We start from the raw sequence: 26982 nt of genomic DNA, 5'->3' as shown, positions 1-26982 counted from the left end.
AGAGCTATTCGTGTCAGACCGGTGCGAACGGCACCAGCATCGGCACCCGTCTGATATAGTCGTCATAGGCGCTGCCCAACTCGTCGTGCAGGAAACTCTCTTCCTGTCTTGCCTTCGTCACGATGCCGATGATGAGCGATGCGAGACCTCGATACCGGGCCTCCGCCCTTGAATCCGGCGCGCTGCTGGGCATGGGCGGACCATATGGCGGCGGACCAGATCACCATCCAACCAAAGCAACGTGATTGCCGTCACGGGTCGCATGATCGGCCTCCGTGAATTGTCTGGACGTCACCATGAACGGCACGTCGGTAATGCGCCATCACATCGATGACAGGTAAGAAATGCGTGATCGCCATCATATCGATGGTGTTGATCGGACAATCAGTACTTTCGACTGGACGCCTCGAAGTCCGCCCGGCTACTTCGCTGGATGACGAAAGGAAAGAACGCCATGTTGGATCTCTTCCCCGAGGCTGAAAAGCCGACCGAAATCATCCCCGCGCGAAAGCTTGTCGCCAAGGCGGCAGCGCTTTACGTGGCGCCGTCGGATCATTTTCAGACGCGCCCGGTGGATGAATTGCGGTTGGGTTTCGACGGTATATCGGGTGATTTCCATGCCGGGCCAACGCGCCGTTCGGGCGGGCGCGAACCGTGGTATCCGCGCGGCACCGAAATGCGCAACGAACGGCAGATATCGATCATTGCAGCGGATGAACTCGCCATCGTCGCCGAACGGATGGATCTCACCGAAATCAAGCCGGAATGGATCGGCGCCAATCTTGTGATCGAAGGGGTGCCCAACCTCTCCATGCTGCCGGCCGGGACGCTGCTGTTCTTCAAGGGCGGCGTGACCATCAAGGTGGACGCGCAGAACGGCCCTTGCCGCATCGCCGGCCGGTCGATCGCCGAGAATGCCGGAATGGTCGACGTAGAAGCCGGCGCGCTACTGTTCCCAAAAATGGCGAAGCGGCTGCGCGGCGTCGTCGCCTGGGTCGAGAAGCCGGGAACGGTCAAGACCGGCGAAGAGATTTCGGTGCGCGTGCCGGAACAGTGGATCTATAAAGCCTGAGGGCGAGCTACGCCGCCCATGGAGCGGCGTAGCAAGAGTGCTGGACTTCAGCCCTTGCGGTTCTTCTTGGCGCCTTGCGCCATGATGGAGACGTCGTCCCACTTCTCCCAGCTGGCGATGCGGTTGGCGTATTCCTGTTTGATCATCGGCAGGCCGCCGTCGCCGAAGAACACCCTGAGCGGCGGCTCGGCGGCATCGACAATGGCCAGCATGGCCGGCCCGGTGGCCTCTGGATCGCCGGCGACTGAATTGGCGCGGCGCTCCGTCATCTTGGCACGGGCCGGTGCATAGGCCTCGATCGGTTGGGACACCTTGGCCGACGGGCCGGCCCAGTCGGTGGAGAAACCGCCGGGTTCGACCAGCGTCACATGGATGCCGAATTCCGCGACCTCGATGCTCAGCGACTGGCTGAAGGCCTCCAGCGCCCATTTCGAGGCGTGGTAGAGGCCGAGCGAGGCAAAGGCATTGACGCCGCCGATCGACGAGATCTGGATGATGTGGCCGAAATGCTGTGCCCGCATGATCGGCAGTGCGGCCTGAGTGACCCACAGCGCGCCGAAGACATTGGTTTCGATCTGGTCGCGGGCTTCCTGTTCGCTGACCTCCTCGATGGCGCCGAAATGGCCGTAGCCGGCATTGTTGATGACGACGTCGAGCCGGCCAAAACGCTTGTGCGCTTCGGCGACAGCGGCATCGACGGCTTTCTTGTCTGTGACGTCGAGCTTTATCGCGGCAATCCTGTCGCCGTATTTCTGGACGAGATCGGCGAGCGTGCCGGCGTCGCGGGCAGTCGCCGCGACGCTGTCGCCACGCGCGAGTGCCGCCTCGGCCCAGACGCGGCCAAAGCCCTTCGACGATCCGGTGATGAACCAAACCTTGTTTGTCATGATCTTGGAGTCCTTGCCCCTGCGGGCGTGATTTTTGGGTGAAAGCGGAGGCTTCTCCGCTTTCGGGCATATACGGTCGATCCTCTGATTTTCCAGAGCCGACGGGAATGTTTTGAAAAGACGCCTGAATTATCAGGGATAATTCACCTGGGACGACCAGGCCGCGTCATCGTGCTTTTGCCAGTAGCGCGCCATCAGCCGGCTGGTGATCGCGCCGACCTTGCCGTCGGCGATCCGAACACCGTCGATCTCCGTCACCGGCATGATGCCGCCTGCGGTCGAGGTGATGAAAACCTCGTCTGCCTCGTGCAATGCGGCAACGCTGACATCGGTGGCGGTGGCTGCAAGACCTTCTTCGGCGCACAGATCAAAGACAGTGCGGCGGGTGATGCCGGGCAGCACACCGATGGAAGGCGTCGACAGTTTGCCATCCTTGACGCAGAAGACGTTGAAGCCCGGGCCTTCGGCGACATTGCCGTTGAAGTCCAGAAGCAACGCAGTCTCGGCGCCGCGATCATAGGCATCGTAGAGGCCGCGCACCAGATCGAGCCAGTGGTAGTTCTTGATCGCCGGATCGATCGAGGCCGGCGGAATGCGCACCTTGTCGCTGATGGCGACACGCAGGCCGCGATGCAGCTGCTCGGCATTGGCGACCGAGCCGAACGGCACGGCGAACGCCATGAAGCGGTTGAGTGCCTGGCGCGGGTCGCGGCTGAAAGTCGGGGAGGCGCCGCGCGTGCACAGCATCTCGACATAGGCGGCGCGATGACCCGACAGCGCCACGCAATTGTGCAGGATTTCGGCCACGCCTTTGCGGTCGAAGGGAATGGTCATGCGCAGTTTTTCCAGCCCGCCGAAGAAGCGGTCGAGATGCAAATCGAGGCGGAAGAAGCGGCCATTCCAGACATGCACGGTGTCGTAGGTTGCGTCGGAATGCAGAAAGCCCCAGTCCAGAACCGAGATCTTGGCCTGCGACATCGGCAAATATTGGCCGTCGAGGAAAGCGACGCCCTCGGGGTAGGAGTGCGGGTCGACATGGCGGTCGCCAACTATGGGCAGTTGCTTCTCGTCCTGTGTTGCCATCGTCCGGCTCATCGAGGCCTCCTGTCAAGCAGGCGAGAGGCTAGCGGCGCTGGGCAGAAGGCATAGAGCCACCCGCCCGGCGCTGTTCGGCCTCCATGACGATCTGGCCGATACATTCGATCGCGATTGCCCTATCGTTCCGGGTCTGAACGGGAGGGGAAAATGGGCAGGTTTGGGGCCGTCACAGCGGCAATGATGATGTTCGCCGCCGCGGGCCAAGCCAGCGCCCAGTGCGCACGCGAAGGCGAGGAATTGTGCCAGAGCGGCCAGACCTATCGCTGCGAGAAAACCGGCAGCGAATTGACGTCGATCTTCCAGAACGTGCCTTGCGCGGTGAATGTGCCGACGCTGAGCGGCACCTGGCTCGGCAGCGGCCACCAGAGCCCGGCCGGCGATGCCGGCGCCGACTGGCCGATCGCCATGACGATCAATGATGGGGGTGCGTCCATCGACTATCCGTCGCTCGGCTGCGGCGGATCCCTGTCGCAGACGTCCAGGGACGACATTTCGGCGGAATACCACGAGAGCATCACCTACGGTCAGGACAAGTGCATCGACGGCGGCAACATCACGGTCAGGTTTTTCAAGGGAAATCTGTCCTGGACTTGGGTCGGCCAGGCCGACGGCCAGCCTTATAATGCGGTCGCAGTGCTAAAGCGGAAGTAGCCGTGGTCATTCCTCCTCGTCGTCGGCGTCGAGCAGGCGGGTTGCGCGCCAGCGGGTGAGCACGATGTTGGTCTGCTCGATGACGAAGAAACGCGCCGAGTCGCGGTCATAGCCTTCGCTGAGCAGTTTTTCGTAATCGGTGTGCATGTGGCGGATATGGGCAATGGTCGCCAGCCATACGGCGATGCCCGGCGGCAGGGTCTTCATGTGAACCGCGCCGGCGTCGGTGCGGATCTTCTCCATATCGGCATAGGGCGCCAGCGGCAGAAGTGCGGTCAGCGCCTTGGCGATGGCGCGGCGGCGGCCGGTCGGCGCTGTCATCGCCGGATCCCATTGGGCTCGTCGCGCCCTTCGATGGTCGCCTCTGATATGGCGTCGGTCGAGGCGAAATAGGGTTTTAGGTCGATGACCGGCGTGCCGTCGAGCACGTCGATGGCGTCGAGATCGATGCGGCCGGTTTCGATGTTGACGGCAATCAGCCTGGCGATGTGCAGCCCGATGGGGTTCGGGCGGGCAGGGGAGCGCAGCGCAAATACACCTTTCGCTTCAACGGCATGGCGCGGTTTCTGCACAATCAGAGTCCGCGGCGCATGATGCAGCCAGGATAGGATGATGACGTGGCTGGCGCGCTCCAGCCCCTGCAGGCCCCTTCGGTAGGGCGCGTCGATGGTCAGCACCGCCTTCTGTCCGGTCTCGCGCGCGACGCGCATGTTCTTCGGGCAGGTTTCGCGCGTCGTCCACGGCGAGGCAATGCGGCCGATGAAGACGATGCCGCCATCAGGCGGCATCAGGGCCGGATCGTTTTCCAGCCTCTGCTCCCCTTCGCGCGCCTCGAACATCTCACGCGTTTCAGTCATGGCCCGCGTCTCTTAAAACGCCACACGAGCGGCATTTTCTGGTCCGGAAGCGACATAGCGCTTGCAAGGTTTCGAAAACCGACATAAACATATGTTTATATCTTTTCAAAGAGAATACGCTGATGCATGTCTCGCTCGACACCATGGTTGATACATTGAAGGCGGCGGCCGAATCCAGCCGATTGCGCATACTGGCACTTCTGTCGCGCGGCGACCTCACGGTTTCCGATCTTACCGAAATTCTCGGCCAGTCGCAGCCGCGCGTTTCGCGTCACCTGAAGCTCTTGCTGGAGGCCGGGCTGATCGGCCGCTACCAGGAAGGGTCCTGGGCCTTCTTCCGTCTGTCGGATGCGGATTCAGCGCGTGACTTCGTCATGGGACTGGTTTCCGACATTCGCGGCGCCGATCCGCAGGTCGAGCGCGATCTTGAGCGTCTGGCCTCGGTCAAGCGCAAGCGGCAGGACCGCGCGGTCGCGTATTTTTCGGTGAATGCGGCAAGCTGGGACCATATCCGCTCGCTGCATGTGCCGGACCGCGCCGTCGAAGCCGCAATGTTGAAGCTGGTGGGCAAGCGGCCGTTCCAGTCGATGCTGGATCTCGGCACCGGCACCGGGCGGCTGCTTGAAATCTTCTCGCCGCTTTATCGGCGCGGTGTCGGCATCGACATGTCGCGCGAGATGCTGACCGTGGCGCGCGCCAATCTCGACAAGGCCGGGGTTTCGAACGCACAGGTTCGGCAGGGCGACATCTTCGCACCGCCGGTCGAGCGCGATGCCTTCGATCTCGTCACCATCCATCAGGTGCTGCACTATCTCGACGATCCCGCCCGCGCCATCCACGAGGCGGCGCGGCTTTTGCGTCCGGCCGGACGCCTGGTCATCGTCGATTTCGCGCCGCATGCGCTGGAATTCCTGCGCGAGGAGCACGCGCATATGCGGCTCGGTTTTTCCGACCGGCAGATCGCCGACTGGTTTTCGGAAGCCGGCCTCGATCTTGAAGACAGTCAGGAATTCGAGCCGCGCGGCGGCAACGAGGCCAGGCTCACCGTAAAACTCTGGCTTGGCCGCGACCGGCGCCTCTTGATCGCCGATCCTTCCAACGACACAAGGCAGGCCAAAGCGAACTCGATAGGGGAAATCGCATGAACCAGTTCCGCTTTTCCCGCCGCCCCGACATTGGCGACAAGGTCAGGGTTTCCTTCGAATTCTTCCCGCCGAAGACGGACGAGATGGAAGCGAGGCTGTGGGAGACGGTAACAAAGTTGGAGCCGCTGAAGCCGAAATTCGTCTCGGTGACCTACGGCGCCGGCGGCTCGACGCGGGAGCGTACCGCGCGCACTGTAAAGCGCATCCTGACGGAAACCGGTATTCCTGCAGCGGCGCATCTGACCTGCGTCGGTGCAACACGCGACGAGGTCGACGCGGTCATCCAGGATTACAGGTCGATCGGCATCAACCGGTTCGTGGCGCTGCGCGGCGACCCGGCCTCCGGCGTCGGCGAACCGTATCGGCCGCATCCCGGTGGCTACGAGAACGGCGCGGAGCTGGTCGCCGGGCTCAAGGCAATCGCGGACTTCGACATCTCCGTCGCGGCTTATCCGGAAAAGCATCCGCAAAGTCCCGATTTCGCCACCGACATCGAGATGCTGAAGCGCAAGGTCGACAATGGCGCGACGCGCGCCATCACCCAGTTCTTCTTCGACAATGATCTCTACGAGCGCTATGTCGAGCGCGTCCGCCGCGCCGGCATCTACATCCCGATCGTGCCGGGAATCCAGCCGGTTCACAGTTTCAGGCAGGTCGCGAACTTTTCCGCCAGGGCGGGCGCGCATGTGCCCGGCTGGCTGGCGGAGCGTTTCGAAGGCCTTGACCGGGACCCGCAGACGCATGCGCTGGTGGCGTCGGCGGTGGCAGCCGAACAGGTGATGGATCTGGTCGAGCGCGGTGTCGGCGATTTCCACTTCTACACCATGAACCGCGCCGATCTGGTCTTTGCCATCTGCCATATGATCGGCATCCGCTCGCACGAGGCGGCGGCGGCCGGATCAGCCGCGGCTTGAGGTCGGGTTCAAACAAAAGGCCGGGAAAAACCCGGCCTTTTGAATTGGTTGGACTATTTGGGTGCTGGTCTTCCCCGCTTTGGCGGTCAGGGAAGGAAGCCCATAATAAGGGCTCCGATAAAGGCGAACGCAGCACAGATCATCAATGCGTTGATAGGCCTCGTAAGTCCCATGACATAGCCTCCTCTTAAAGAGCTATGTTATGGAGTCTAGGTTCATTTGTGCCACAGGCAAGCGGAAAATGTGCTGCATTGCGACGTGATTGTGAAATCCGCGACATGTCTTTTGCCGTTAGGCTTTGAAACTCCTAGGCAAAAACCGGCTTCAGACCTGTGAATAAAATGTGGCCCGCTCGTGTCGCTGCTGTGTCATGGCAGCGCTACCCCCGCGAAAGCCGAATTCGGCTTCGCGATGCGGGGGCAATTAGGCGGTTAGAGCATTCTTTGCGCGTCCAGTGGACGCGCGGCGCTCTAACGTCGGCCGAACAACCGCCCGTCGATGGTGACGAGGCCGAGCGCGATCAGCACCACGCCGCCGATTTCGAACAGCTCCAGCCGCTCGCCAAGGAACAGGAAGCCGAGCAGCATGGCGCTGGCCGGCACGACAAGCGTGACCAGCGAGGCGTTGGTCGCGCCGGCCGAGGCGACGAGGTTGAAATAGAGGATGTAGGCGAAGGCGGTGGACAGAAGCGCCAGCGCCAGCACCGCCGCCCAGACCGGGGGCGAGGCCGAGAACAGGCCGGATGGACCGTAGGTGAAGAGCACGATCGGGATCATGATGATGGTCGACGCCGTCAACTGTCCGGTGGCGATGACCGGTGAGGGCACGCCCTTGAAGCGGCGGGCGACCATCAGCGCAATACCATAGGACAGCGAAGCACCGATCAGCGCGAACTTGGCCCAGACCGGGCCGCCGAGCCCGGTAAGCAGGCCGGGGCCGATCATGACGGCCGTACCGGCGATGCCGAGCGCAATGCCGGCGAGCTTGTTCCAGGAGAGCTTTTCGTCGGATGTCAGCGCGTTCGCGAGGATCAGCGTCCAGAACGGCGTCGTCGCGTTGAGCACCGAGGCGACGCCGGCGCCAAGCTCCGTCTGGCCGACGAAGATCAGCGAGAAGGGCACGACATTGTTGGTGAGCGCCAGCAGGAAGAACAGGCCTGCATGCGGAAGCGCGAGGCGGAAGGACGGACCGCGCAGACCGAGATAGATCTGCAGCGCAATGGCGGCGATGGCGACGCGAAACAGCACCAGCACCAGCGGGGGGAGTTCCGCCACCGCGATGCGCGCAAAGAAGAACGAGCCGCCCCAGATCGCGCCGAGCAGCAGGAGTTGCCCCCAATCCTTGAGCACCATCGGCCCGCGTGGTGCGGATGTCGCGGCCATTGCCATGTGAGTCGCCCTCCCAGACTGCCTGAATGCCAGTCACTCAGGCAGAAGCCATATCGGCGCCAGTGACAAGGGCCACCCGAAACCTGATCGCTGGCAAACGTTGCTGGCAAAGACCTAGCGCCGCTGCGTCAGCCGCACGAGACACAGAATTGTTTTCATTAGCCGCTAGCTTGGATTAATTGTGCGCAGGCTAGGTCAAGGATTCGTCGATGCAGCGATTCGAAAATGCCCGCGAGGCGGCACTGGCGCTTCGTCCGGACGATCCGGTCTATTGCTTCCGCCCGCAAGTGCTGATGGCGGATGCCAGGCAGTTCATGGGCATGTTCCCCGGCAAGACCGCCTATGCGGTCAAGACCAATGGCGAGCAGATCGTGCTGAAGACCCTGGTCGAAGCCGGTGTCAAGGCTTTCGACGTCGCTTCGCCGGGCGAGTTCGCCGCCGTGCGCGCGGTCTCTCCGGATGCCGAGATGCTCTACATGCATCCGGTCAAGGCGCAGTCGGACATCAAGCTGGCGCTGGAGAAATACGCCATCCGCGTCATTTCGCTGGATCACGAGGACGAGATCACCAAGCTGACGCGAGTGGTGCGGGCGCTCGACATCGATCCGGGCTCGATCAGCGTGTTCGTGCGGGTGCAGACCAAGGGGCATGCCGCCTACGAATTGTCGAAGAAGTTCGGCGCCGGGCCGGCCTATGCGGTCGAACTGGCCGAGCGGCTCAACCGCACCGGCTACAAGGTTGGTCTGTGTTTCCATGTCGGCAGTCAGATCGAGGATCCCGACACCTATGAGCGGGCGCTGGCTTCCGCCGATTGGGTGCGCAACCGGCTGACCTTCGATATTGCAGGGCTCGACGTCGGCGGCGGTTTCCCCGCCGAATACGGCCACGATCCCAACCGCAAGCAGATCGAGATGCCGTCGCTCGGCCAGATCATGTCGCGGCTTTCGGGCGACCTGAAGGAGTATCAGTTCGACCAGATGCCGCTGGTGGCGGAGCCGGGCAGGGTGATCGTGGCGCGCTGCCTGTCGCTGATCGTGCGGGTGCTGCTGCGCAAAGGCAAGCGGCTCTACATCAATGACGGCATCTGGGCGTCGCTGTCGGATTCATGGACAGGCAAGATCACGCTGCCGGCGCGCTTCATTCCCGATCCGGCGATCCGCTCGCGTAATGGCGAGGAGAAGAACATCGTGCCGTTCAAGGTCTGCGGCGCGACCTGCGATTCCGTCGACATCCTGTCGCGGCCATTCTGGCTGCCGGAAACGGTCGATACCGGCGACTGGATCGAGATCGGCCATATCGGCGCCTATTCGCTGTCGCTGAGGACCCGATTCAACGGGTTTTACCCCGACACCTTCGTCGAGGTGACGACGCCGTTCGACGAGGGCGACGCGCCGCAGGGGTTTGCGAGTCTGGAGACGATGGCGGATTAGGGAATAGGGAATAGGGAATAGGGAATAGGGAATAGGGAATAGGGGTGGCAGGCACGGCTTTCGGAGTAATTTCCTACTGCCTACTGCCTACTGCCTACTGCCTACTGCCTACTGCCTACTGCCTACTGCCTACTGCCTACTGCCCTAAAATTTCCCCAATAGCTCCGGCGTCGGCCAGCCATCCACCGGCAGGCCTAGCCGCATCTGCTCCTTGCGGATCGCCTCGCGGGTGTTGGTACCCAAAATGCCGTCGACAGTGCCGACATCGTAGCCCCTGGCTTCCAGCTTGGTCTGCAACGCCTTCATCTGCTCGTTGTTGAGGCCGGTTTCGGGATTGCGCGGGTCGAGCGGCGGCGCGCCTGCGAGTCGTGCGGCAAGGTTGGCTGCCGTCAGCGCATAGGTGAAGGACTGGTTCCATTCGAGATAGACGTCGAAATTGTCGTAGGTGAGGAAGGCAGGCCCCTTGCGGCCCATCGGCAGCGCCAGGCCTGCTTTCAGGCCGTTGTCGACCAGCGGCGCGCCGCTAGGGTAGGTGACGCCCCATTGCGCCCACTGCGACAGCGGCAGCTTGTTGGTGCGGCCGGTCTGGTCCCACGGCATGTCTTCGGGCGCGCGGACTTCCTGGATCCAGGGCTGGTCGCGTTTCCAGCCGCGCGACAGCACTTTGTTGGCGGTGGTCATGATCACATCGGGCACGCTGCCGCGCAGGTCGATCTTGCCGTCGCCGTCGCCGTCGACGCCGCGTGCCAGATAGTCGGAGGGCAGGATCTGCGTCTGGCCGATCTCGCCGGCCCAGGCGCCCCTGACATCGGCCGGCAGCACGCCGCGATCGATCAGCTCCAGAAGCGGCACCAGCTGCTGCCGGAAGAGCTGCGGCCGGCGGCAATCATGGGAAAGCGTCACCAGGGCGCTCAGCGTGTGGAAGTCGCCCTGCACGGCGCCGAAATCGGTCTCCAGCGCCCAGAAAGCGGCGATGATCGGCGCCTGGACGCCGAACTGCTGGTCGGCGCGGGCGAAGACGTCGGCGTATTTCTTCAGGTTTGCCGCACCTTGCTTCAGGCGATAGGCCGAGATCATGCGGTTGGAAAACTCGACAAAGGTTTGGGTGAAGACGCCCTGGGCGCGGTCGCGTGCCAACACCTTGTCGTCGAAGGTTGCCGCTCCAAGGGCGTCGAGACCCGCTGTACCTACGCCAGCCGCCTTGGCTTCCGCAGCGACGCCCTGCTTCCAGGATTCGAAGTCGCCGCCGCATTCCTGCGCCATCGCCGGCAAGGCCGTGGCGCACAGGGTCAGCGCAGCCGCGAGGACTTTGGAACGCAGTCGCATCAGCTTCCTCTCGAAACGAATAGCGGGCAGTTGTTGTGCTCCCCGGAAGCCCAACGCCCTGAATTACTGGCGGTTGCACTTTTCACCGCTGGCTGTGTCGAAAAGCAGGCGGCAGGCCCGGTGTCAACGGGTGTTCTGCCGCAGCCACTTGTTCCAGGCGGCTTCACTGCCGTTGAAGACGTTGATGTCGGACTTGCCGCTTACGCCCGGAACGATGCCGGTTCCCGTGTATTGCCAGAAGGTGAAGGGGTGGCTGCCGTATTTCTCACGCGGATGGCCGGCGACGGAGCGCAGCCAATAGGGATAGCCGCGAAAGCTCGACAGCTCGTTATCGTCGAAGAAGTCGATCGAGGTGTAGATGATCGGCTTCTTGCCGTAGTGCCGTTCGACGATTTCAAGGAAGGTGGTCATCTCCGCGCGCACCGTGGCAGCGTCGGGACGCAGCCTGCAGGTCGGCGATTGCGGGTTCCATTCCATGTCGAGGACCGGCGGCAGCGCCGAGCGGTCGACGGGGACGTTGCGGATGAACCAGCGCGCCTGCACGGCAGCCGGGGTGCAGAAATAGTAGAAGTGATAGGCGGCTCGCGGAACGCTGGCAGCTTTCGTGCGGGTCCAATGCTCGTTGAAATACTCATCGAAGCGATCGCCGCCCTCGGTCGCCTTGATGAAGGCGAAGGAGATGCCGCTGGCCTTGGCCGCCGGCCAGTCGACCGAGGTCTGGTATTTGGAGACGTCGGTGCCGTGAACGGCATAGTTCCATGGCGCTCCGCTTTCCCATTCATGCGGCTTGGAATCGGCAAAGCGCGGCGCCCGGACAGTGACCGTCGGGCTGCTCGACGCCGACGGCGATAGCGGCGAGAGATCGTCCACTGTCGAGCACGCGCCAAGCAGCGCTAGCATAATGAGGCCCGCAAGACGGCGCATCGCAATTCCCGAGCCGGATTCAGCCGGTCGCTGATGGGTCTATACCTGATGGCCGGCTTGTGATCGGGCCCCCTCCGAGCGATCGCCCCACAGCATCGCCCGGCTTTCCATTCTCGTTCATGTCGTTGTCCCAAAACCGCTGCGCAGTTTTGGGCGACATTAACCTGTGATCGCCGATCATGGTTGATAATCCGTTGATGGCGCTCGACAAGCACCATGATTTGCGGAAGCAATGTCGGCAAATCGATGACATGAGGGTCGCGCAGGGCCCGGAGGAAATGAATGCGGATCGTGGTCAAGATCGTCAAATGGCTGCTTGGCCTGATCGTTCTGGCGATCGCCGCGCTTTTTGCCTGGCTTTATATCGCCCCGCCGGAGTTGATCAGGGTCGGCTCGGGCTACTCGGCCAAGATCGTCTGTTCGAACGTCTTCATTGCCGGCCGCGATCCCAATGAGGTGCTTGCCGTCGACGTGCAGGCGCCCGGGCATCCCCTGCTGCGGCTAATGCGGGTTTCGGTGGACAAGAACAGGGGAACGGTGTCGGCGGGCCTGTTCGGCTTCCTCGGCAAGAGCATCGCCGTCGCCCGTGACGGGCTGGGCTGCGCTTCGGTTCCGGACGGCGATGTAGGCAAGGCGCGGCGGACCGCGATCCAGGCGGAGCCGTCAGCGGCCACCATGGGCGACCTGTGGCCGCAAGGCGAGCGCGTCGAGGCATCACAGGATCCGGTGATTGCCAAGCTGCTGGACGATGCGGCGCTGAACGGCACCGGCATGCGCGCGGTGGTGGTGGTCAAGAATGGCCGCGTCGTCGCCGAGCGCTATGGCGATGGCTTTTCCGCCAGGACGCCGCTGCTCGGCTGGTCGATGACCAAGACGGTGAACGCCGCCATCGTCGGTACGTTGGTCAAGGACGGCAAGATGGCTTTCAACAACAAAAACCTGTTTGCGCCGTGGAAGGCGGACGGCCGCGCCGCGATCAGCCTTGCCGACATGATGGCGATGTCGAGCGGGCTGGAGTTCAACGAGGATTATGGCGACGTCGCCGACGTCACGCGCATGCTCTATCTCGAACCTGACATGGCGGGCTTCGCCGAATCCAAGCCGCTGGCTGCAGAGGTCGGCAAACAGTTTTCCTATTCGAGCGGCACGGCGGTGATGCTGTCGCGCCTCTGGCAGGACGCGATCGGCGACAAGGCCAAGGCGCTGACGTGGCCGCGCACGGCGCTGTTCGAGCCGCTCGGCATGCACAGCGCGGTGCTCGAGACCGACGAGCAAGGCACCTTCGTCGGCTCGTCCTATCTCTACGCGACTGCCCATGACTGGGCGCGCTTCGGCCAGTTCCTGCTGCAAAGCGGGGTGTGGAACGGCAACCAGATCCTGCCGACCGGCTTCGTCGACTGGATGCGGGAGCCGGCAGCTGCCTCGAAAGTCTACGGCAAGGGCCAGTTGTGGATCGAGGCCCCGGGCGATGAGGAAAATCCCGGCGCCGGCGTCGCGGCAGGCCTGCCCAAGGACACGTACTGGATGGAAGGCCATGACGGGCAGACGGTTGCCATCATCCCCTCGGAGCAGTTGGTGGTGGTGCGGCTGGGGCTGACGCCGGCCAAACTCGGCTACCGGCCGCAGACGATGGTGGGGGCGCTGGTCAAGGCGCTGCATTAGACTAGCGCGCCGTAACTCTTGTCTATGCAGCTGTCGCCAAAAGGCTTGGCGCGATCAACCCGCGCCCGCTCGTCGGGCGAGTTCATGACCTGCCAGAGATCGCTGCGGCGCTGGACGTTCAACCAGAAATCCGGGCTGTTGCCGAACACCCGTGCCAGAATGAGCGCGGTCGCCGCCGTCACGTTGCGGCGGTCGTTGCACAATTCGTTCACATGTTTGCGCTGGACCCCCATCGCCTCGGCCAAAGCTGCCTGCGTAAGGCCAAGCGGTTGCATGAATTCTTCCGTGAGAATTTCGCCAACCGTTGCTGGCTTGCGTGCGGTCATCAACATGTTCTCACCTCATCTATAGCTGTGGTCGTCGAGATAGATGTCCGACGCCTCACCGCGGCCGCCGTCCCAGCGGAAGATCAGCCGCCATTGCTTGTTGACGCGTATTGAATGGAAGCCTTCGAGAATGCCACGCAGCTTCTCGAAATGATTGCTGGGCGGCACACGCAAATCCTGATCGATCATCGCGTCGTCAATCATCTGGAGCTTGCGGAACAAACGGCTTTCGAGATCGGACGGAATGTTGCGAGAATGGGTGTCTTCCACGAAGAAGGCCCGCAGCCATTCATCCCTGAAGCCGATGATCACCACATGCTTCATGCATGTGAGATAGTGTACCGCTCTCGGGGTCATAAGGCAACGTTTATCCAACGGATCGTGGCTGCTTCGCCTTTATGTGCCTTTCCCACGGCAATATTCAGGAAGTTATCTTGATAACCGCCAGCCAGGCATAGCCGCGATAAAGCGTGCGGAAACGGAAGCTTGCGCTGGTTCGCCGAGATTCCGATTCCAGCACTTCGCGCAACGATTCACGCGGCGCGACGTGGAATTTTTTCAGCCAGCCGCGCAGCAAGGTCCGGAACCAGCCGGGTAGGCCTTCCTGCTGGCCGAAATCGACGATGTGCAGCGAACCGTTCGGCGACAGGGCGGCAAGCGCTGCCGACACAGTTTTTTCCCAACCGGGGATCATCGACAGCGAATAGGACACGAAGACGCGATCGAAGCCGTTGCGCCCGAACAGCGCCTTGGCATCGAATCCCGTGGCGTCGCCCTGGGCGAGCGTGACACGATCGACCAGGCCCTCGCGGGCAATCGCGGCGCTGGCCGTCTCCAGCATTTCGGCTGAAATGTCGAGGCCGAAGAAGCCGGCGTCGGGGTAGCGACGCGCGGCCAGGATGATGTTGCGGCCGGTGCCGCAGCCGAGCTCCAGCACGGTGCCACCGACAGGCACGTCGAGCCCCGAGATCATTAGGTCGCGGCCGAGCAGGTAGTATTTGCGGGTCAGGTCGTAGATATGGCGCTGCCAGCGGTAGACGCGGTCCATCAGTTCGGCATGGTTGGCCTTGAATTCGGGGCTGGCCGGCAACTCGCTGGTGCTCATGCCGCACGCTTCACGTAGAGGTGGAAGCCGCCATAGATGGCCGAGCGGTCGCGGGCCAAAAATTCGCGCGAAGCCTGGTCCTGATAGTCCCACTGGTCGAGCAGCGAGCTGGAGACTCGGCCCGGCAACAGGCTGGGTTCGGCGGCGGTGCGGAAGATGACGCGGGCGTCGGCCGATGCGGTGCGGGTGATTTCCGCCCACAGCGCGTTGAGCTGATCGTCGGTCATCCAGTCCTGCGCATCGAGCAAGACGAAACGGTCGACCGCGCCGGCGTCCTTGCCGGTGAGAAATTCGATCAGATTGGCGTGGTGGATGGCGACGCGGTCGACATTGCCGCGGATGGTCTGGTAATTCTGTTTTTCGAGATAGGCGGGCAGGGCGGCCTCGCCGGGGTTCGGATAGCGCCGAGCGAAGGCCTGCCAGGCGAAGTAGTTGTTCTCCAGCGGAAAATCGCAAGCGAGCTTTTCCAGCCGGGCTTTCAGCACGCTGGCCATGGTGCCGTCGCCAGAAGTGATCAGCGAATCGTACTGCGCCGGTGGAATGCCGAGGCCGAACAGCGAAGCCTTGCGCGACGTCGCCCATTTCAAAAGCTTCTTGTCGAAGACCGGCGCCAGTTCCTCGTTGAAGAAGCGGCGCTGCTCGCCGATGTTGCGGGCCTGCATGATGCCGGCGGGGTCGACGCCGAAGAATTTTGCCGTGCGGTGGCCCATGGCGATGAACAGGCCGAGCAGGCCGGTCTGGTAGAAATTGCGGTCGAACACAGTGACGCGACGGCGGCCACGCCAGTTGCGGCGCTCCCAGTAGTGACGGCTTACCGGATCGAGATGCGGTGCGATGAAGCGGTCGTAGGCCGCCGAATTGTGGCTGGTGTCGGCGGCACCGAAGAAGCGGAACAGGTCGCCCTGTGAAGGCAAATGGCGCACCGCCTCCAGCTTCATGCGGTTCAGCGCGATGTGCGCGGCGTTGAGATCGACGGCGTCGACCCGGGCCGGCGAGCGCGTGAGGTAGGCCAGGATGTTGCAGCCGCCGGAGGCGATGGTGACGACGCGGTGGCCCTGGCCAAGCTGCATCGCCTCCATGTCGACATCGGGGTCCTCCCAGATCTGCGGATAGACGAGGCCGGAAAACAGGAAGGCGAACAGCCGCTCCGAAATGCCTGCCTTCGACAGCGGGCGGTTCTGGTAGACGGCCTTTCCAACTTCCTTGCCGCGGCGAAAAACCAGATCAGCGGAAACGTCCGTCATGGCAAGATGATTCCCCATTTGCTTTGCCGCAAGCGGGTAGCTCAGGGTCATGACAGGCCGGTGACAGCCTGTTGACGCATCTTTTCACGGCTTGCCAAATCCGCCCGGCGTCGGCGTCGTCAGGATGACGGCGTCGCCGGCCTGCAGCACTGTCTGGTCGCAGGCTTTCAGCATGTCGATCGTGCCATCCTTGCGGCGGACCTTGGTCGAGCCGACCTCGCCATCGCCGCCACCATCCAGCCCTTGCGGCGGGCGGTTGCGGTGCGAGGACAGGATCGCGCATTCCATCTTTTCGAGGAAGCGGATGGTGCGTTTGGTGCCGTCGCCGGCGCTCCATTTGCCCTTGCCGCCGGAGTTTTCCCGAATGTGGAAATCCTCGAGCAGCACGGGAAAGCGCAATTCCAGCACTTCCGGGTCGGTGAGGCGCGAGTTGGTCATGTGGGTATGGACGCCGGAGGTGCCGGCAAAGCCGCGGCCCGAGTTCATCTGGCCGGCGGGCGAGCCGGAACAGATCGTCTCGTAGTATTGGTAGGTCTTGTTGCCGAAGGTCAGGTTGTTCATCGTGCCTTGCGCGTTGGCCATGGCGCCCATGGCGCCGAACAGCGCATTGGTGACATGCTGCGAGGTCTCCACATTGCCGGCGACGACGGCGGCGGGGTAGGCGGGTTTCAGCATGCAGCCGTCGGGAATGATGATGTTGATTGGCCGCAGACAGCCGGCATTCATCGGGATCATGTCCTCGACCATGACGCGGAAAGCATAGAGCACGGCCGCTCGGGCGACGGGTTCGGGCGCGTTGAAATTGTTCTTCATGACCGGCGACGTGCCGGTGAAGTCAACGGTCGCCTCGCGCTTTTGCCGGTTGACCGTGATCTTCACCTTGATGATTTGGCCGGTGTCGGTCGGGTATTCGTACTGCGAACTATCGGGCAGCCGCTCCAGCACGCGGCGCACGCTTTCAGCCGCATTGTCCTGGACATGGCCCATATAGGCCTCGACGACATCGAGGCCGAAATGCGCGACCATCTTGCGCAGTTCCGCGACGCCCTTCTCGTTGGCGGCGATCTGCGCTTTGAGGTCGGCGATGTTCTGGTGCGGATTGCGGGCCGGGTAGCGGTGGTCGGTGAGCAGCGTTTCCAGCTCCTTCTCGCGGAATTTTCCACGATCGACGATGCGGAAATTGTCGAACAGCACGCCTTCCTCGTCGACCGTGGTGGCAAGCGGCGTCATCGAGCCGGGTGCCGTGCCACCGATATCCGCATGATGGCCGCGAGAGGCTGCCCAGAACAGGATTTCGCGTTGGGCGTCGTCGAACACCGGCGTCACCACGGTGATGTCGGGCAGATGCGTGCCGCCATTGTAGGGCGCGTTGAGGGCAAAGACGTCGCCGGGGTGGATGTCGCCGGAATTCAGCCGGATGATGGTTTCGACCGAGCGGTCCATCGAGCCCAGATGCACCGGCATATGCGGCGCATTGGCGACCAGCGCGCCAGTGCGATCGAAGACGGCACAGGAGAAATCCAGCCGTTCCTTGATGTTGACCGAATAGGCGGTGTTCTGCAGCGTCACGCCCATCTGCTCGGCGATCGACATGAAGAGGTTGTTGAAGACCTCCAGCATGACCGGATCGGCCTCGGTGCCGAGCGCTGCCTGCCGGCGCTTTTTCTCGACACGGCGCAGGAGCACATGGTTCCTGGCGGTGATTTCGGCCTGCCAGCCCGGCTCGATGACGATTGTCTGGTTCGGCTCGATAATCAAGGCAGGTCCCGCAACCCTGTTTCCCGGCTTCAGCGCCTCGCGGCGGAAGATGGGTGAAGTGCGCCACTCTCCTTCGGTGAAGATTTCGCGGGTTTGCGAAGGGCTTACGGCAAGGTCTTCGGTTCGCGATTCAGTTTCGTCGCGCCCGGTGCCGCCGGTGTCCGCGCCTTCGACGCCGACGGTCTCGACGATCATCGGCTTGTCGTCATAAACGAAACCGAACTGCGCCTTGTGGGCGATTTCAAAATCGCGCCTGGCCTGGAAAATCGAATCCGCCTCGAAATTCACCGGCAGTGTCGTGTCGGTGCCGTCATAGCGAATGTGCAGCACGGGCTTTGTGGCGACCGTATCCTCGCCGATGCCTTGCGCCGCGAGTTCGGCGATGACGGCTTTTCTCAAGATGGCGATGAGGTTGCCGATCTCCGTTCTGGACTCTTCGGCAAGCGGTTTCAGCAGCGCCTGCTGGCGTGAGGCAAAGACCGAGGACAGGCCGATGCCATAAGCCGACAGCAGGCCAGAGAAGGGATGGATCAGCACCGCTTCCATGCCGAGCGCATCGGCGACTAGGCACGCGTGCTGGCCGCCGGCGCCGCCAAAACAGTTCAGGAGATATTCGGTGACGTCGTAGCCGCGCTGCACGGAGATCTTCTTGATGGCGTTGGCCATGTTCTCCACGGCGATGGTGACGAACCCTTCGGCGACAGTCTCAGGCGACCGGCCATCGCCGATTTCGGCGGCGAGTGCGGAGAATTTTTCGCGCACCGTCTCGACGTCGAGCGGTTCGTCCTGGCCGGGTCCGAATATTGCCGGAAAGAAATCGGGCTGCAGCTTGCCAAGCATGACGTTGGCGTCGGTGACGGCGAGCGGGCCGCCGCGCCGGTAGGCTGCCGGGCCGGGATTGGCGCCAGCCGAATCCGGTCCGGCCCGGAAGCGACCGGCCTCATAGTGCAGAATCGAGCCGCCGCCGGCGGCGACGGTATGGATGCGCATCATCGGCGCGCGGATGCGCACGCCGGCGACCTCGGTGTCGAAGGCGCGCTCATATTCGCCGTCATAATGGGCGACGTCGGTGGAGGTGCCGCCCATGTCGAAGCCGATGACCTTGTCGAAGCCGGCGAGCCTGGCCGTCTCGACCATGCCGACGACGCCGCCGGCCGGCCCCGACAGCAGTGCGTCCTTGCCCTGGAACATGTCGGCGGCGGTGAGACCGCCCGACGACATCATGAACATGAGGCGAGGCGATTGGCCGGGCGCCACGCCCAGCTCTCCCGCCACCCTTTGCACGTATCGAGACAGGATCGGCGACAGATAGGCGTCGACCACGGTGGTGTCGCCGCGGCCGACCAGCTTGATCAGTGGCGAGACTTCATGGCTGACCGAGACCTGGCTGAAACCAAGTTTGCGGCAGACTTTCGCCACAGCCTTCTCGTGGTCGGGGTATTTCCAGGCGTGCATGAAGACAATGGCGACCGCATCGATGCCATCGGCCCTGGCCTGTTCGATCGCCGGCCGGCAGGCGGCGATGTCGAGCAATTGTTCGACGCGGCCATCGGCGCGCACGCGCTCGTTGATTTCGATGACCCGCTCGTACAGCTGTTCGGGAAGGATGATCTCCTTGGCGAAGATGTCGGGGCGCGCCTGGTAGGCGATCTTCAGCGCATCGCGAAAGCCCTTGGTGATGAGCAAAAGCACGCGGTCGCCCTTGCGCTCCAGCAGCGCATTGGTGGCGACCGTGGTGCCCATCTTGATGTCGCCGATCAGGCCGCTCGGGATCGTGTCGCCGACTGACAAGCCGAGAAGGTCGCGAATGCCCTGGATGGCGGCATCGTTATAGGCTTCGGGGTTTTCGGAGAGAAGCTTGCGCGGGTGCAGCCCGCCTTCCGGATCTCGGCCGATGATATCGGTGAATGTGCCGCCGCGGTCGATCCAGAAATCCCATTTTTCGGTCATGACAGCCCCTGGCGCTCTTCTGTTCGATCGGTGGTGCACATGCTGTTAGTTCGCCACGGCCTGAGCGGCAATCGCAAATGAACCAGACGATGTTACATGTCGAAACGCAACGTTACGAAACTCATGGTCGTCTGACGCATTTGTCCTTCGACCGCTCACGGCAACGTGAGCGTGTGTTGAAGGAGAGACAAAATGAAAAAGCTCATTCTCGCGTCCGTTTCCGCTCTGGCCTTGCTTGGCGTCGCCGCCTGCAGTGACAGCGGCACGGACAATACGACCACCCAGAGCACCAATCCGCCGGCCGCCGAGGAACCGATGAAGCCGGCTACCCCGGAAGCCACGCCGCCGGCCGCGACGCCTCCGGCAACGGATAATTCGACCACGAAGAGCATCACACCCGAGAAGCCTGCCGAGCCGGCTCCGGCAACACCAGCTCCTGCGCCCGCGCAGTAGTGAGCAAGCAGTACTTCGTGTGATGAATGAGAAAGGCCGGCTCGCGCTGGCCTTTTTCATATTGTCCGAGCGCCGTGGCGTTCGAGTCCGATCGATTTGTCGCGCAAAGCCTGCGGCACTGTCCCGGCTTGATAGGAGCGGGCGGTGGCTCTAAGAAGCAGGCCATGTCGATTTGGGATCGCCTCGGCGAATTCATCACCCGCGTTTCATCCTCAGCCTCGTCGGGTGTCGCCGACGTGGTCGAGGCCGTGCGCACGGTTTTCGCCGGCGATGCGGATTTGCGCCGGCGTGTCGCCTTTTCGGTGGCGATGATCGCGCTGTCGGCCAAGATGGCCAAGGCCGATGGCATCGTCACCCAGGACGAGGTGCGCGCGTTCCAGGAAATATTCGAAGTGCCGCCGAAGGAGACGCGCAATGTGGCGCGTCTGTTCGATCTCGCCCAGCGCGACGTGGCCGGTTTCGAGGCCTATGCCGAGCGGATGGCGCAGATGTGCGGTTCCGGGCATTCCAATTGTGTGATGCTGGAGGACATACTCGACGGTCTGTTCCACATCGCCAAGGCCGACGGGCTGGTGCACGAGCGCGAAGGCCACTTCCTGCACCGCATCGCCGAGATTTTCCGCATCGACGAAGCGCATTACGAGGCCATCATGGCGCGGCACGTCAATCTCGGCGCCGGGGATCCCTATGTCGTGCTTGGCATCGAGCGCGGCAAGCCGTTCGAAGAGGTCAGGAAACGCTATCGCAAGCTGGTATCCGACAATCATCCGGACCGGCTGATCGCGCGCGGCCTGCCTCAGGAATTCATCAAGATCGCGACCACCAGGGTGGCGGCGATCAACGCCGCCTACGAGATGATCGAGCGGGGCCTGCGCCACGCATGAGCGGCTTTCTGCCCGACGAGCCACGTGCCGAAGTCAGGGTATCGCCGAATTTCGGCCCGCGGCGCGAGACGCCCAGGCCTGACATGATCGTGCTGCACTACACCGGTATGGCGACTGGCGCCGGGGCCGAGGCTTGGCTTTGCGACCCGGCCAGCGAGGTCTCGTCGCATTATCTCGTCCACGAGAATGGCCATATCGTGCAGATGGTCAGGGAAAGCGACCGCGCCTGGCATGCCGGCAAGAGTTCGTGGTTCGGACGGGCCGACATCAATTCCTGTTCGGTCGGCATCGAGATCGTCAATCCGGGGCATTCGCTGGGTTATCCCGGTTTTCCCCGGCGGCAGATCGATGCGGTGATCGGGCTGTGCCGTGGGATCGCCGGTCGGCATTCGATCGCCGCCGAGCGGGTACTCGCGCATTCCGATATTGCGCCGGGGCGCAAGATCGATCCCGGCGAGAGGTTTCCGTGGCGGACGCTGTTCGAAGCCGGTGTCGGTCATCTCGTGGCGGCCGCACCCGTCAGGCGAGGCGCCACTCTGACAACCGGCGACACCGGCGGCGACGTCGAAGCGTTGCAGTCGATGCTGGCGCTCTACGGTTATGGCGTTGAAATATCCGGCGTTTTCGACCGGCAGACCGAGGCGGTGGTCGAGGCCTTCCAGCGTCATTTCCGGCCGCGCAAGGTGGACGGCGTTGCCGACGGCTCGACGCTGCGGACGCTGCAAAGGCTGCTTGCTTCCGTGAGGCGCTGACCCCCGGGAAGCCTCTTCCAAGCAATTCTTTCCAATCCTTAAGTTACAAGCTGTCACTCAAAGTGACTTGCCTGGCCTTGTTTGACACTAATTCGGGCGTCAAACGGCTGACGTGTAGATGTCGGACCCCAAGCCCCCGGGTTGTTCCGACGTTGGTTAGGCGTTGCTGCGCGAACATCTTCGCGCGGTTCAGACAGAACAGGATCACATGCAGAAATTTACCGTTTTAACGGCAGCTCTTGCTGCCGGCGTAATGACTTTTGCCTTCAGTGCCGCAGATGCCGCGCCCCTCAGCCCGCGAGCCGATCAAGGGCCTGTCGTGGCATCCGCGAAAGGCGGCAAGGCCCCACAGGCCAGAAGCGGCAAGGCAGGCCAGGACGCCAAGGCGACGAAGCGGGCTTCCGCGAAAATGGAAAAAGCAAGCTGGTCCAAGCCGAAGAAGTCCGCCAGAAAGCAGACGAAGCGTGGCCGAAAAACCGTCGACATGACGGCAACGGCGTCGATCGGTGTCCGGAACGCGGCAGCCTCGGCGGCCACGGTGGCCAGCAGCGGGCAGTATTCCGCAATCGTTGCCCGCTATGCGGCGATCGAAGGCGTTCCGGTATCGCTCGCCTCGGCGGTTATCCAGATCGAAAGCAACTATCGGCCCAACATCGTCGGCGGCGCCGGCGAGATCGGCCTGATGCAGATCAAGCCGGCCACGGCTCGGATGATGGGCTATAGCGGCTCCGCCAAGGGTCTGTTCGATCCCGACACCAACATCAAATACGGGATGAAATACCTTGCCATGGCGCGGAGCCTCGGCGGCGGCACGACCTGCGGCACGATTTTGAAATACAATGCCGGCCACGCCGCAACGCGGATGAACCCGGTGTCGGCAGCCTATTGCGGCAAGGTGAAGGTGCAGATGGCTGCGCTGGGATCGCCCGCATAAGTCTGCTTTTTCGTTTGCGTTTTCGGGCGTGAACCCCTTTATACGCTCTGCCAGCTGGCTGGGCGGCCGCACCCGCAAACGCCGAAAGGTCGTGGGTGAGGAAAGTCCGGGCTCCATGGAAACACGGTGCCGGTTAATGGCCGGCGGGGGCGACCCCAGGGAAAGTGCCACAGAAAGCAAACCGCCACGATCCGGCTTGCCGGATTCGGGGTAAGGGTGAAAGGGTGGGGTAAGAGCCCACCGCGCGACTGGCAACAGGAGCGGCACGGTAAACCCCACCGGGAGCAAGACCGAATAGGGGCGGTGCGAGGGGAAACTCTCGAGGGCTGTTTCCGGCTCACCGTCCGGGTAGGTTGCGTGAGGCGCATGGCAACATGCGCCCAAGATGAATGGCCGCCACGTTCTCGCCTCGCAAGGGGCGAGGGCCATACAGAACCCGGCTTACAGGCCAGCTGGCAATTTTTTCTCCCGCGATATCGAAGAGAAGTCTCTTGATATCAACAGGTTGCGCCCTCGGGCGCGCCTGCTGATTCAAGTTTGTTCACCGATCCATCCATGCGAGCGAGGGCCGGCTATTGCTTGAAACTGGTGCGATTAAATCGTACCATGGATCAGCTGATAGCATCGGGAGCCTCTCATGGGACAGGTCGACAAACGCAGCATCACGCTGTCGCCGGAACTGGCGGCGGCGGTGGACGATGTAGTCGCCGCCGGCGAATATGCATCGGCCAGCGAAGTGATCCGCGACGCGCTCAGACAGTGGAAAGACCGGCGCGACCTGCATGGCTACACGGTCGAGGAATTGCGCAAGCTGGTGCAGGAAGGGATCGACAGCGGGCCTGGTCGATTTGCGTCAATGGATGACATCAAGGCTGAAGCGAGGAGACGCCTGCGATCTGACGACGCGGCATGAATCTGCTGCCCATCGTCCGGAATGCGCGCGCAGAAGACGATTTGATCGCGATCTGGCTTCATGTTGCACGCGACAGCGAGGCTGCGGCCGATCGGTTGCTCGATCGCATCGAGGCGCGGTGGCGGCAACTGCCACCTATCCCTTCTTAGGCGCACCGCGCGACGACATCGCGCCAGGCATCCGTCATCTGGTCGTTGGCGACTATCTCACCTTGTACCGGGTCGATGACGATGCGATCGAAATAATCCGCGTGCTGCATGGCAAGCGCAACATCGAGGCCGATGACGTCGGCGCGTAGCCGTTTCGTCAGCCGCCGATCTTGTCCAGTGACGCCTCGATCGCCTTCCAGAGCTCGTCCACCGGCTCGCAGCCGACCGAGAGGCGAACGAAGCCGGCGGCAACGGCATCGCCTCGCTTCAAGCGCCGCTCGGCGGACGTGTGGACGCCGCCGAAGGATGTCGCGGCCTGCATCAAGGCGCAATTGTTGATGAAATCCTCGGCCTTGTCCTCCGAGGCGAGCTCGAACGAGATGAGGAAGCCGAAGCGCTCCATCTGGGCGCGGGCAAGGTTGTGCGACGGATCGCCTTCCAGTCCGGGATAACGCAAGCCGCTGATTGCCCGGTGGCCCTGCAGCCGCCGCGCGATGACTTCCGCCGAGGAACACATGCGATCGAAGCGCACATCCAGTGTCTCCAGGCCGCGGTGCACCAGCCAGGCTTCGAATGGTCCGGGAATGCTGCCGGAAACTTCGCGCCAGCCGGTCACGGCGGCGATGATATCGGCATTGCGGCTGGCCACATGGCCGAACAGCACGTCGGAGTGGCCATTGGGTGCCTTGGTGTCGGCGGCAACGACGATATCGGCGCCAAGGTCGAGCGGCCGTTGGCCGAAGGGTGTCATGGTCGTGTTGTCGACGACAAGGATCGCGCCGGCTTTGTGAACAGTATCGGCAACGGCGGCGATATCGCAGATATCCAGCCCCGGATTGGCAGGGGTTTCGACAAACGCCAGCCGATAGCCATCGAAGCCACCATCGAGGAAGGTCGAGGTCGGCCTGACGTCGTAGGTGATGCCGAGCGGCTTGAGGAAGCGATCGGCCAAAGCCCGCGTCGTGTGATAGCCGTCCGAAGGCAGCAGGATACGGTCGCCAGTTTTGAGCACGGCAAAGAACGCCGCCGAGATTGCCGCCATTCCTGAAGGGAACCCGACGCAAGGTGCGTCCTCCAGATGAGCCAGCATATGTTCGACCGCGTCCCAGGTCGGGTTGCTGAATCGCCCGTACTGGTTAAAACCGGTGGCGTCGCCGGGCGCATGAAAAATGGCGGCCATGGTCAGGGGCAGGGGAATGGAATCGCCCATGGCAAGCCCGCTGCGACGCAGATGAGGAAGCGCTGCAGCGCGTGACTTTGCAGTTTCAGACATCGAATTTCCAACCCTGTTTGCGACCGGCGATATGTGGCGAGACGCTATGCCCGGCAGCGGCGCGCGGCAAGGCGCGTCCGGTTGGGCCAGGCGGCTCTAAACGGTTCGTTAGGCTTAATAGACCATAAAGACGAGACGTGTCGGCGAGGCTGCTCTCATTGGTCGCGGCGCGCGTGTTTGTGAAGCCTATTCCCGTTGACGCCCATAGTGCCCCATGATATCCCATCCAGACATCAAAGCCTTCGTTCCGCGTCAGGGTAAAGCGTACGCCAATCGGGCAGCCGCGGCGGCTGCGCGTTTGCCGGTCTTTGCCCGTGTGGACGAGGCTGATACGGGGCAGGGAACGCGCCGCGGCGGGGCGGGCGACAAGATGGAGAGGGGTGCGGCGGCGAAAGCGGCTGTAGCGTTTAATGGACCGGTTTCTGTCAAACACGGTGAGCAGGATCGATGCGAAGGGACGGGTGTCCGTTCCCGCGCATTTCCGTGCCGTCGTGCAGAAGCGCGGCTATTCGGAACTCTACGCGCTGCGCTGCCTCGACCTGCCGGCGATGGATGTCGGCGGGCTCGACCTGCTCGACCGCTACGAGCAGCGCATTGCGCTCGAGGATCCCTTCCTGCAGACGGCGGACGACATGTCGTTCTTCTGCCATGGCGATGGCACCTTCTTGAAACTCGACCAGGACGGCCGCATCACGATGAGCGATTTCATTCGCGAACACACCGGCATTTCGGCGGAAGTGGCCTTTGTCGGACGCGGCAATTTCTTTCAGATCTGGGAGCCGGGACGGCTTGCCGCCTATGGGGCGCAGGCGCGAGCCCGGCTTTTGCAGCTTCGGCAGGGGACGAAGCCTGGGGAGCGACCGGAATGACGGCGAGCCACGGCGATGACCTTCCTCACGCCGTTGGCGGATCGGCCCGCCACATTCCGGTCCTCCTTGGCGAAGTGCTCGAAGCACTGGCGCCGGCGCAGGGCGACGTCATCATCGATGGCACATTCGGTGCCGGCGGCTACACCAAGGCCATTCTGGCGACGGGCGCCTCGGTTGTGGCGATCGATCGCGATCCGGATGCAATCGATGCCGGGCGCGATCTGGAAGCGCAGTCCGGCGGCCGGCTGCGGCTGGTGCAGGCGCCGTTCTCGACGCTGGACGAACATGTCGAGAGCGCCGAGGGCGTCGTGCTCGACATCGGCGTGTCCTCGATGCAGCTCGACCAGGCCGAGCGCGGGTTTTCGTTCCGCGCCGACGGGCCACTCGACATGCGCATGGCGCAATCGGGCCTCAGCGCCGCCGATGTCGTCAATTCCTTCAAGCCGGGCGACCTTGCCCGTATCTTCGGCTTTCTCGGCGAGGAGCGCCATGCCGGACGCATCGCCCGCATGATCGAGGCGCGCCGCGAAAAGCGCCCGTTCGAACGCACGCTGGAACTGGCCGACGCCATCGAGACGCATATCGGCCGGGCGCCGAAGGACAAGATCCATCCGGCGACGCGCGTCTTCCAGGCGCTGCGCATCTTCGTCAATGACGAGCTTGGCGAACTGGCCAAGGCGCTGTTCGCGGCCGAACGCGCGCTGAAGCCGGGCGGTCGGCTCGCCGTGGTGACGTTCCATTCGCTGGAAGACCGCATCGTCAAGCGCTTCATCGCCGACCGGGCCGATGTTGCGACCGGCTCACGTCACCTGCCCGAGGCTCATGCGCGCACCGCGACGTTCCGCAAGGCGGGCGGCGGCGTGACTGCCGGCGACGCCGAGGTGGCGGCCAATCCGCGCGCCCGTTCGGCCAGGCTGCGCGCGGCGATCCGCACCGAGGCGCCGGCGCGCGGCAGTGTTTTTTCGATTTTCGGCCTTCCAAAGCTTCCCGGTATCGACCGGCCGGGGGAGAGGTAACA

General features: G+C 63.0%; 28 protein-coding genes and 1 other RNA gene. 15 read left to right on the top strand and 14 right to left on the bottom strand.

From position 1 onward, the window contains the following. Nucleotides 1-13: 13 nt before the first annotated feature. Nucleotides 14-193, bottom strand: coding sequence for a hypothetical protein (locus NKJ04_RS09535; protein ID WP_352674505.1), 180 nt, complete (start codon nt 191-193; stop codon nt 14-16). Nucleotides 194-454: 261 nt separating this feature from the next. Between NKJ04_RS09535 and NKJ04_RS09530 the strand changes: the two genes are divergently transcribed. Further along, complete coding sequence (locus NKJ04_RS09530; RefSeq protein ID WP_352630888.1) at nt 455-1072, top strand: MOSC domain-containing protein; 618 nt, start codon at nt 455-457, stop codon at nt 1070-1072. 47 nt (nt 1073-1119) lie between these two features. Here the strand turns inward: NKJ04_RS09530 and NKJ04_RS09525 are convergent, their stop codons facing one another. Both NKJ04_RS09525 and NKJ04_RS09520 read right to left on the bottom strand, forming a co-directional pair. Continuing rightward, nucleotides 1120-1959, bottom strand: coding sequence for an SDR family oxidoreductase (locus NKJ04_RS09525; RefSeq protein WP_128303469.1), 840 nt, complete (start codon nt 1957-1959; stop codon nt 1120-1122). A 132-nt stretch (nt 1960-2091) separates the two neighbouring features. Further along, a complete protein-coding gene (locus NKJ04_RS09520; protein WP_352674502.1) occupies nt 2092-3054 on the bottom strand; it encodes a D-amino acid aminotransferase in 963 nt (320 codons plus the stop codon). Between the two features lie 150 nt (nt 3055-3204). Here NKJ04_RS09520 and NKJ04_RS09515 point away from each other — a divergent pair, with 150 nt between their 5' ends. Then, nucleotides 3205-3708 carry a hypothetical protein gene (locus NKJ04_RS09515; protein WP_352630886.1) on the top strand — a complete coding sequence of 168 codons (504 nt, stop codon included), beginning with the start codon at nt 3205-3207 and terminating at the stop codon, nt 3706-3708. Between the two features lie 6 nt (nt 3709-3714). Here NKJ04_RS09515 and NKJ04_RS09510 read toward each other — a convergent pair whose 3' ends face one another. Further along, a complete protein-coding gene (locus tag NKJ04_RS09510) occupies nt 3715-4029 on the bottom strand; it encodes a DUF2293 domain-containing protein (protein WP_127260329.1) in 315 nt (104 codons plus the stop codon). Next, nucleotides 4026-4565, bottom strand: a complete 540-nt coding sequence (tsaA, locus tag NKJ04_RS09505; protein ID WP_128303473.1) for a tRNA (N6-threonylcarbamoyladenosine(37)-N6)-methyltransferase TrmO — start codon at nt 4563-4565, stop codon at nt 4026-4028. The genes NKJ04_RS09510 and tsaA overlap by 4 nt, the downstream gene beginning before the upstream one ends. 122 nt (nt 4566-4687) lie before the next feature. On the opposite strand from tsaA, the gene NKJ04_RS09500 reads away from it, so the two are divergent. Beyond that, nucleotides 4688-5710 (top strand): ArsR/SmtB family transcription factor, encoded by a 1023-nt coding sequence (locus NKJ04_RS09500; RefSeq protein ID WP_352674500.1) that lies wholly within the window; start codon nt 4688-4690, stop codon nt 5708-5710. Further along, nucleotides 5707-6624: a methylenetetrahydrofolate reductase [NAD(P)H] gene (gene metF, locus NKJ04_RS09495; protein WP_352442219.1), complete on the top strand. Its 918-nt coding sequence runs from the start codon at nt 5707-5709 to the stop codon at nt 6622-6624. Before NKJ04_RS09500 ends, metF begins: the two co-directional genes overlap by 4 nt. Before the next feature lie 470 nt (nt 6625-7094). Here metF and NKJ04_RS09490 read toward each other — a convergent pair whose 3' ends face one another. Continuing rightward, a complete protein-coding gene (locus NKJ04_RS09490; protein WP_352551765.1) occupies nt 7095-8012 on the bottom strand; it encodes a DMT family transporter in 918 nt (305 codons plus the stop codon). 209 nt (nt 8013-8221) lie between these two features. On the opposite strand from NKJ04_RS09490, the gene NKJ04_RS09485 reads away from it, so the two are divergent. Then, complete coding sequence (locus NKJ04_RS09485) at nt 8222-9442, top strand: alanine racemase (RefSeq protein ID WP_013530936.1); 1221 nt, start codon at nt 8222-8224, stop codon at nt 9440-9442. A 144-nt stretch (nt 9443-9586) separates the two neighbouring features. Here the strand turns inward: NKJ04_RS09485 and NKJ04_RS09480 are convergent, their stop codons facing one another. Next, entirely contained in the window at nt 9587-10768 is a 1182-nt protein-coding gene (locus tag NKJ04_RS09480; RefSeq protein ID WP_128303477.1) for a lytic murein transglycosylase, read from the bottom strand. Nucleotides 10769-10891: 123 nt separating this feature from the next. After that, entirely contained in the window at nt 10892-11692 is an 801-nt protein-coding gene (locus tag NKJ04_RS09475; RefSeq protein WP_352674495.1) for a glycoside hydrolase family 25 protein, read from the bottom strand. 282 nt (nt 11693-11974) lie between these two features. Between NKJ04_RS09475 and NKJ04_RS09470 the strand changes: the two genes are divergently transcribed. Beyond that, the gene (locus tag NKJ04_RS09470) at nt 11975-13354 is read left to right on the top strand and encodes a serine hydrolase domain-containing protein (RefSeq protein ID WP_352674493.1); all 1380 of its coding nucleotides are present in this window, start codon (nt 11975-11977) and stop codon (nt 13352-13354) included. Here the strand turns inward: NKJ04_RS09470 and NKJ04_RS09465 are convergent. From NKJ04_RS09465 to NKJ04_RS09445, 5 genes are all read right to left on the bottom strand, one after another. After that, nucleotides 13351-13686, bottom strand: a complete 336-nt coding sequence (locus NKJ04_RS09465; protein ID WP_352674490.1) for a HigA family addiction module antitoxin — start codon at nt 13684-13686, stop codon at nt 13351-13353. The two genes, NKJ04_RS09470 and NKJ04_RS09465, sit on opposite strands and share 4 nt — an antisense overlap. Nucleotides 13687-13695: 9 nt before the next feature. Beyond that, nucleotides 13696-13992, bottom strand: a complete 297-nt coding sequence (locus tag NKJ04_RS09460) for a type II toxin-antitoxin system RelE/ParE family toxin (RefSeq protein WP_127267190.1) — start codon at nt 13990-13992, stop codon at nt 13696-13698. 109 nt (nt 13993-14101) lie between these two features. Continuing rightward, nucleotides 14102-14785, bottom strand: coding sequence for a class I SAM-dependent methyltransferase (locus NKJ04_RS09455; RefSeq protein ID WP_352630881.1), 684 nt, complete (start codon nt 14783-14785; stop codon nt 14102-14104). Beyond that, complete coding sequence (locus tag NKJ04_RS09450) at nt 14782-16080, bottom strand: BtaA family protein (RefSeq protein ID WP_352630880.1); 1299 nt, start codon at nt 16078-16080, stop codon at nt 14782-14784. Before NKJ04_RS09450 ends, NKJ04_RS09455 begins: the two co-directional genes overlap by 4 nt. Before the next feature lie 33 nt (nt 16081-16113). Beyond that, nucleotides 16114-19737: a hydantoinase B/oxoprolinase family protein gene (locus NKJ04_RS09445; RefSeq protein ID WP_352674487.1), complete on the bottom strand. Its 3624-nt coding sequence runs from the start codon at nt 19735-19737 to the stop codon at nt 16114-16116. Nucleotides 19738-19929: 192 nt separating this feature from the next. Here NKJ04_RS09445 and NKJ04_RS09440 point away from each other — a divergent pair, with 192 nt between their 5' ends. From NKJ04_RS09440 to NKJ04_RS09410, 7 genes are all read left to right on the top strand, one after another. After that, complete coding sequence (locus NKJ04_RS09440) at nt 19930-20190, top strand: hypothetical protein (RefSeq protein WP_081734943.1); 261 nt, start codon at nt 19930-19932, stop codon at nt 20188-20190. 164 nt (nt 20191-20354) lie between these two features. After that, nucleotides 20355-21074: a J domain-containing protein gene (locus tag NKJ04_RS09435; protein ID WP_128303483.1), complete on the top strand. Its 720-nt coding sequence runs from the start codon at nt 20355-20357 to the stop codon at nt 21072-21074. Next, a complete protein-coding gene (locus NKJ04_RS09430; RefSeq protein WP_128303484.1) occupies nt 21071-21826 on the top strand; it encodes an N-acetylmuramoyl-L-alanine amidase in 756 nt (251 codons plus the stop codon). The genes NKJ04_RS09435 and NKJ04_RS09430 overlap by 4 nt, the downstream gene beginning before the upstream one ends. Before the next feature lie 208 nt (nt 21827-22034). Beyond that, nucleotides 22035-22760 carry a lytic transglycosylase domain-containing protein gene (locus NKJ04_RS09425; RefSeq protein WP_023813152.1) on the top strand — a complete coding sequence of 242 codons (726 nt, stop codon included), beginning with the start codon at nt 22035-22037 and terminating at the stop codon, nt 22758-22760. 50 nt (nt 22761-22810) lie between these two features. Further along, nucleotides 22811-23220, top strand: an RNA gene (rnpB, locus tag NKJ04_RS09420) — RNase P RNA component class A. Nucleotides 23221-23397: 177 nt separating this feature from the next. After that, nucleotides 23398-23673 (top strand): type II toxin-antitoxin system ParD family antitoxin, encoded by a 276-nt coding sequence (locus NKJ04_RS09415; protein ID WP_023813151.1) that lies wholly within the window; start codon nt 23398-23400, stop codon nt 23671-23673. Between the two features lie 118 nt (nt 23674-23791). Beyond that, nucleotides 23792-23971, top strand: a complete 180-nt coding sequence (locus tag NKJ04_RS09410; protein ID WP_352442232.1) for a type II toxin-antitoxin system RelE/ParE family toxin — start codon at nt 23792-23794, stop codon at nt 23969-23971. 8 nt (nt 23972-23979) lie between these two features. Here NKJ04_RS09410 and NKJ04_RS09405 read toward each other — a convergent pair whose 3' ends face one another. Beyond that, complete coding sequence (locus NKJ04_RS09405; RefSeq protein ID WP_352551780.1) at nt 23980-25095, bottom strand: cystathionine gamma-lyase; 1116 nt, start codon at nt 25093-25095, stop codon at nt 23980-23982. A gap of 410 nt (nt 25096-25505) precedes the next feature. Here NKJ04_RS09405 and mraZ point away from each other — a divergent pair, with 410 nt between their 5' ends. Both mraZ and rsmH read left to right on the top strand, forming a co-directional pair. Continuing rightward, nucleotides 25506-25964 carry a division/cell wall cluster transcriptional repressor MraZ gene (gene mraZ, locus NKJ04_RS09400; RefSeq protein ID WP_056582893.1) on the top strand — a complete coding sequence of 153 codons (459 nt, stop codon included), beginning with the start codon at nt 25506-25508 and terminating at the stop codon, nt 25962-25964. Further along, the gene (gene rsmH, locus NKJ04_RS09395) at nt 25961-26980 is read left to right on the top strand and encodes a 16S rRNA (cytosine(1402)-N(4))-methyltransferase RsmH (RefSeq protein ID WP_352551782.1); all 1020 of its coding nucleotides are present in this window, start codon (nt 25961-25963) and stop codon (nt 26978-26980) included. The genes mraZ and rsmH overlap by 4 nt, the downstream gene beginning before the upstream one ends. Nucleotides 26981-26982 lie beyond the last annotated feature (2 nt).

The organism is Mesorhizobium sp. M0618 (genome assembly GCF_040320765.1).
Classification (GTDB): Bacteria; Pseudomonadota; Alphaproteobacteria; order Rhizobiales; family Rhizobiaceae; genus Mesorhizobium.
The sequence above is the reverse complement of the archived record's forward strand: the minus strand, read 5'-3'. Positions and strand labels throughout refer to the sequence as shown.

Excerpts from the sequence above, each read along its gene's own strand:
- NKJ04_RS09535 (WP_352674505.1), bottom strand. The coding sequence starts at position 193 with ATGCCCAGCAGCGCGCCGGATTCAAGGGCGGAGGCCCGGTATCGAGGT.
- NKJ04_RS09530 (WP_352630888.1), top strand. The coding sequence starts at position 455 with ATGTTGGATCTCTTCCCCGAGGCTGAAAAGCCGACCGAAATCATCCCC.
- NKJ04_RS09525 (WP_128303469.1), bottom strand. The coding sequence starts at position 1,959 with ATGACAAACAAGGTTTGGTTCATCACCGGATCGTCGAAGGGCTTTGGC.
- NKJ04_RS09520 (WP_352674502.1), bottom strand. The coding sequence starts at position 3,054 with ATGAGCCGGACGATGGCAACACAGGACGAGAAGCAACTGCCCATAGTT.
- NKJ04_RS09515 (WP_352630886.1), top strand. The coding sequence starts at position 3,205 with ATGGGCAGGTTTGGGGCCGTCACAGCGGCAATGATGATGTTCGCCGCC.
- NKJ04_RS09510 (WP_127260329.1), bottom strand. The coding sequence starts at position 4,029 with ATGACAGCGCCGACCGGCCGCCGCCGCGCCATCGCCAAGGCGCTGACC.
- tsaA (WP_128303473.1), bottom strand. The coding sequence starts at position 4,565 with ATGACTGAAACGCGTGAGATGTTCGAGGCGCGCGAAGGGGAGCAGAGG.
- NKJ04_RS09500 (WP_352674500.1), top strand. The coding sequence starts at position 4,688 with ATGCATGTCTCGCTCGACACCATGGTTGATACATTGAAGGCGGCGGCC.
- metF (WP_352442219.1), top strand. The coding sequence starts at position 5,707 with ATGAACCAGTTCCGCTTTTCCCGCCGCCCCGACATTGGCGACAAGGTC.
- NKJ04_RS09490 (WP_352551765.1), bottom strand. The coding sequence starts at position 8,012 with ATGGCAATGGCCGCGACATCCGCACCACGCGGGCCGATGGTGCTCAAG.
- NKJ04_RS09485 (WP_013530936.1), top strand. The coding sequence starts at position 8,222 with ATGCAGCGATTCGAAAATGCCCGCGAGGCGGCACTGGCGCTTCGTCCG.
- NKJ04_RS09480 (WP_128303477.1), bottom strand. The coding sequence starts at position 10,768 with ATGCGACTGCGTTCCAAAGTCCTCGCGGCTGCGCTGACCCTGTGCGCC.
- NKJ04_RS09475 (WP_352674495.1), bottom strand. The coding sequence starts at position 11,692 with ATGCGCCGTCTTGCGGGCCTCATTATGCTAGCGCTGCTTGGCGCGTGC.
- NKJ04_RS09470 (WP_352674493.1), top strand. The coding sequence starts at position 11,975 with ATGCGGATCGTGGTCAAGATCGTCAAATGGCTGCTTGGCCTGATCGTT.
- NKJ04_RS09465 (WP_352674490.1), bottom strand. The coding sequence starts at position 13,686 with ATGTTGATGACCGCACGCAAGCCAGCAACGGTTGGCGAAATTCTCACG.
- NKJ04_RS09455 (WP_352630881.1), bottom strand. The coding sequence starts at position 14,785 with ATGAGCACCAGCGAGTTGCCGGCCAGCCCCGAATTCAAGGCCAACCAT.
- NKJ04_RS09450 (WP_352630880.1), bottom strand. The coding sequence starts at position 16,080 with ATGACCCTGAGCTACCCGCTTGCGGCAAAGCAAATGGGGAATCATCTT.
- NKJ04_RS09445 (WP_352674487.1), bottom strand. The coding sequence starts at position 19,737 with ATGACCGAAAAATGGGATTTCTGGATCGACCGCGGCGGCACATTCACC.
- NKJ04_RS09440 (WP_081734943.1), top strand. The coding sequence starts at position 19,930 with ATGAAAAAGCTCATTCTCGCGTCCGTTTCCGCTCTGGCCTTGCTTGGC.
- NKJ04_RS09435 (WP_128303483.1), top strand. The coding sequence starts at position 20,355 with ATGTCGATTTGGGATCGCCTCGGCGAATTCATCACCCGCGTTTCATCC.
- NKJ04_RS09430 (WP_128303484.1), top strand. The coding sequence starts at position 21,071 with ATGAGCGGCTTTCTGCCCGACGAGCCACGTGCCGAAGTCAGGGTATCG.
- NKJ04_RS09425 (WP_023813152.1), top strand. The coding sequence starts at position 22,035 with ATGCAGAAATTTACCGTTTTAACGGCAGCTCTTGCTGCCGGCGTAATG.
- NKJ04_RS09415 (WP_023813151.1), top strand. The coding sequence starts at position 23,398 with ATGGGACAGGTCGACAAACGCAGCATCACGCTGTCGCCGGAACTGGCG.
- NKJ04_RS09405 (WP_352551780.1), bottom strand. The coding sequence starts at position 25,095 with ATGTCTGAAACTGCAAAGTCACGCGCTGCAGCGCTTCCTCATCTGCGT.
- mraZ (WP_056582893.1), top strand. The coding sequence starts at position 25,506 with ATGGACCGGTTTCTGTCAAACACGGTGAGCAGGATCGATGCGAAGGGA.
- rsmH (WP_352551782.1), top strand. The coding sequence starts at position 25,961 with ATGACGGCGAGCCACGGCGATGACCTTCCTCACGCCGTTGGCGGATCG.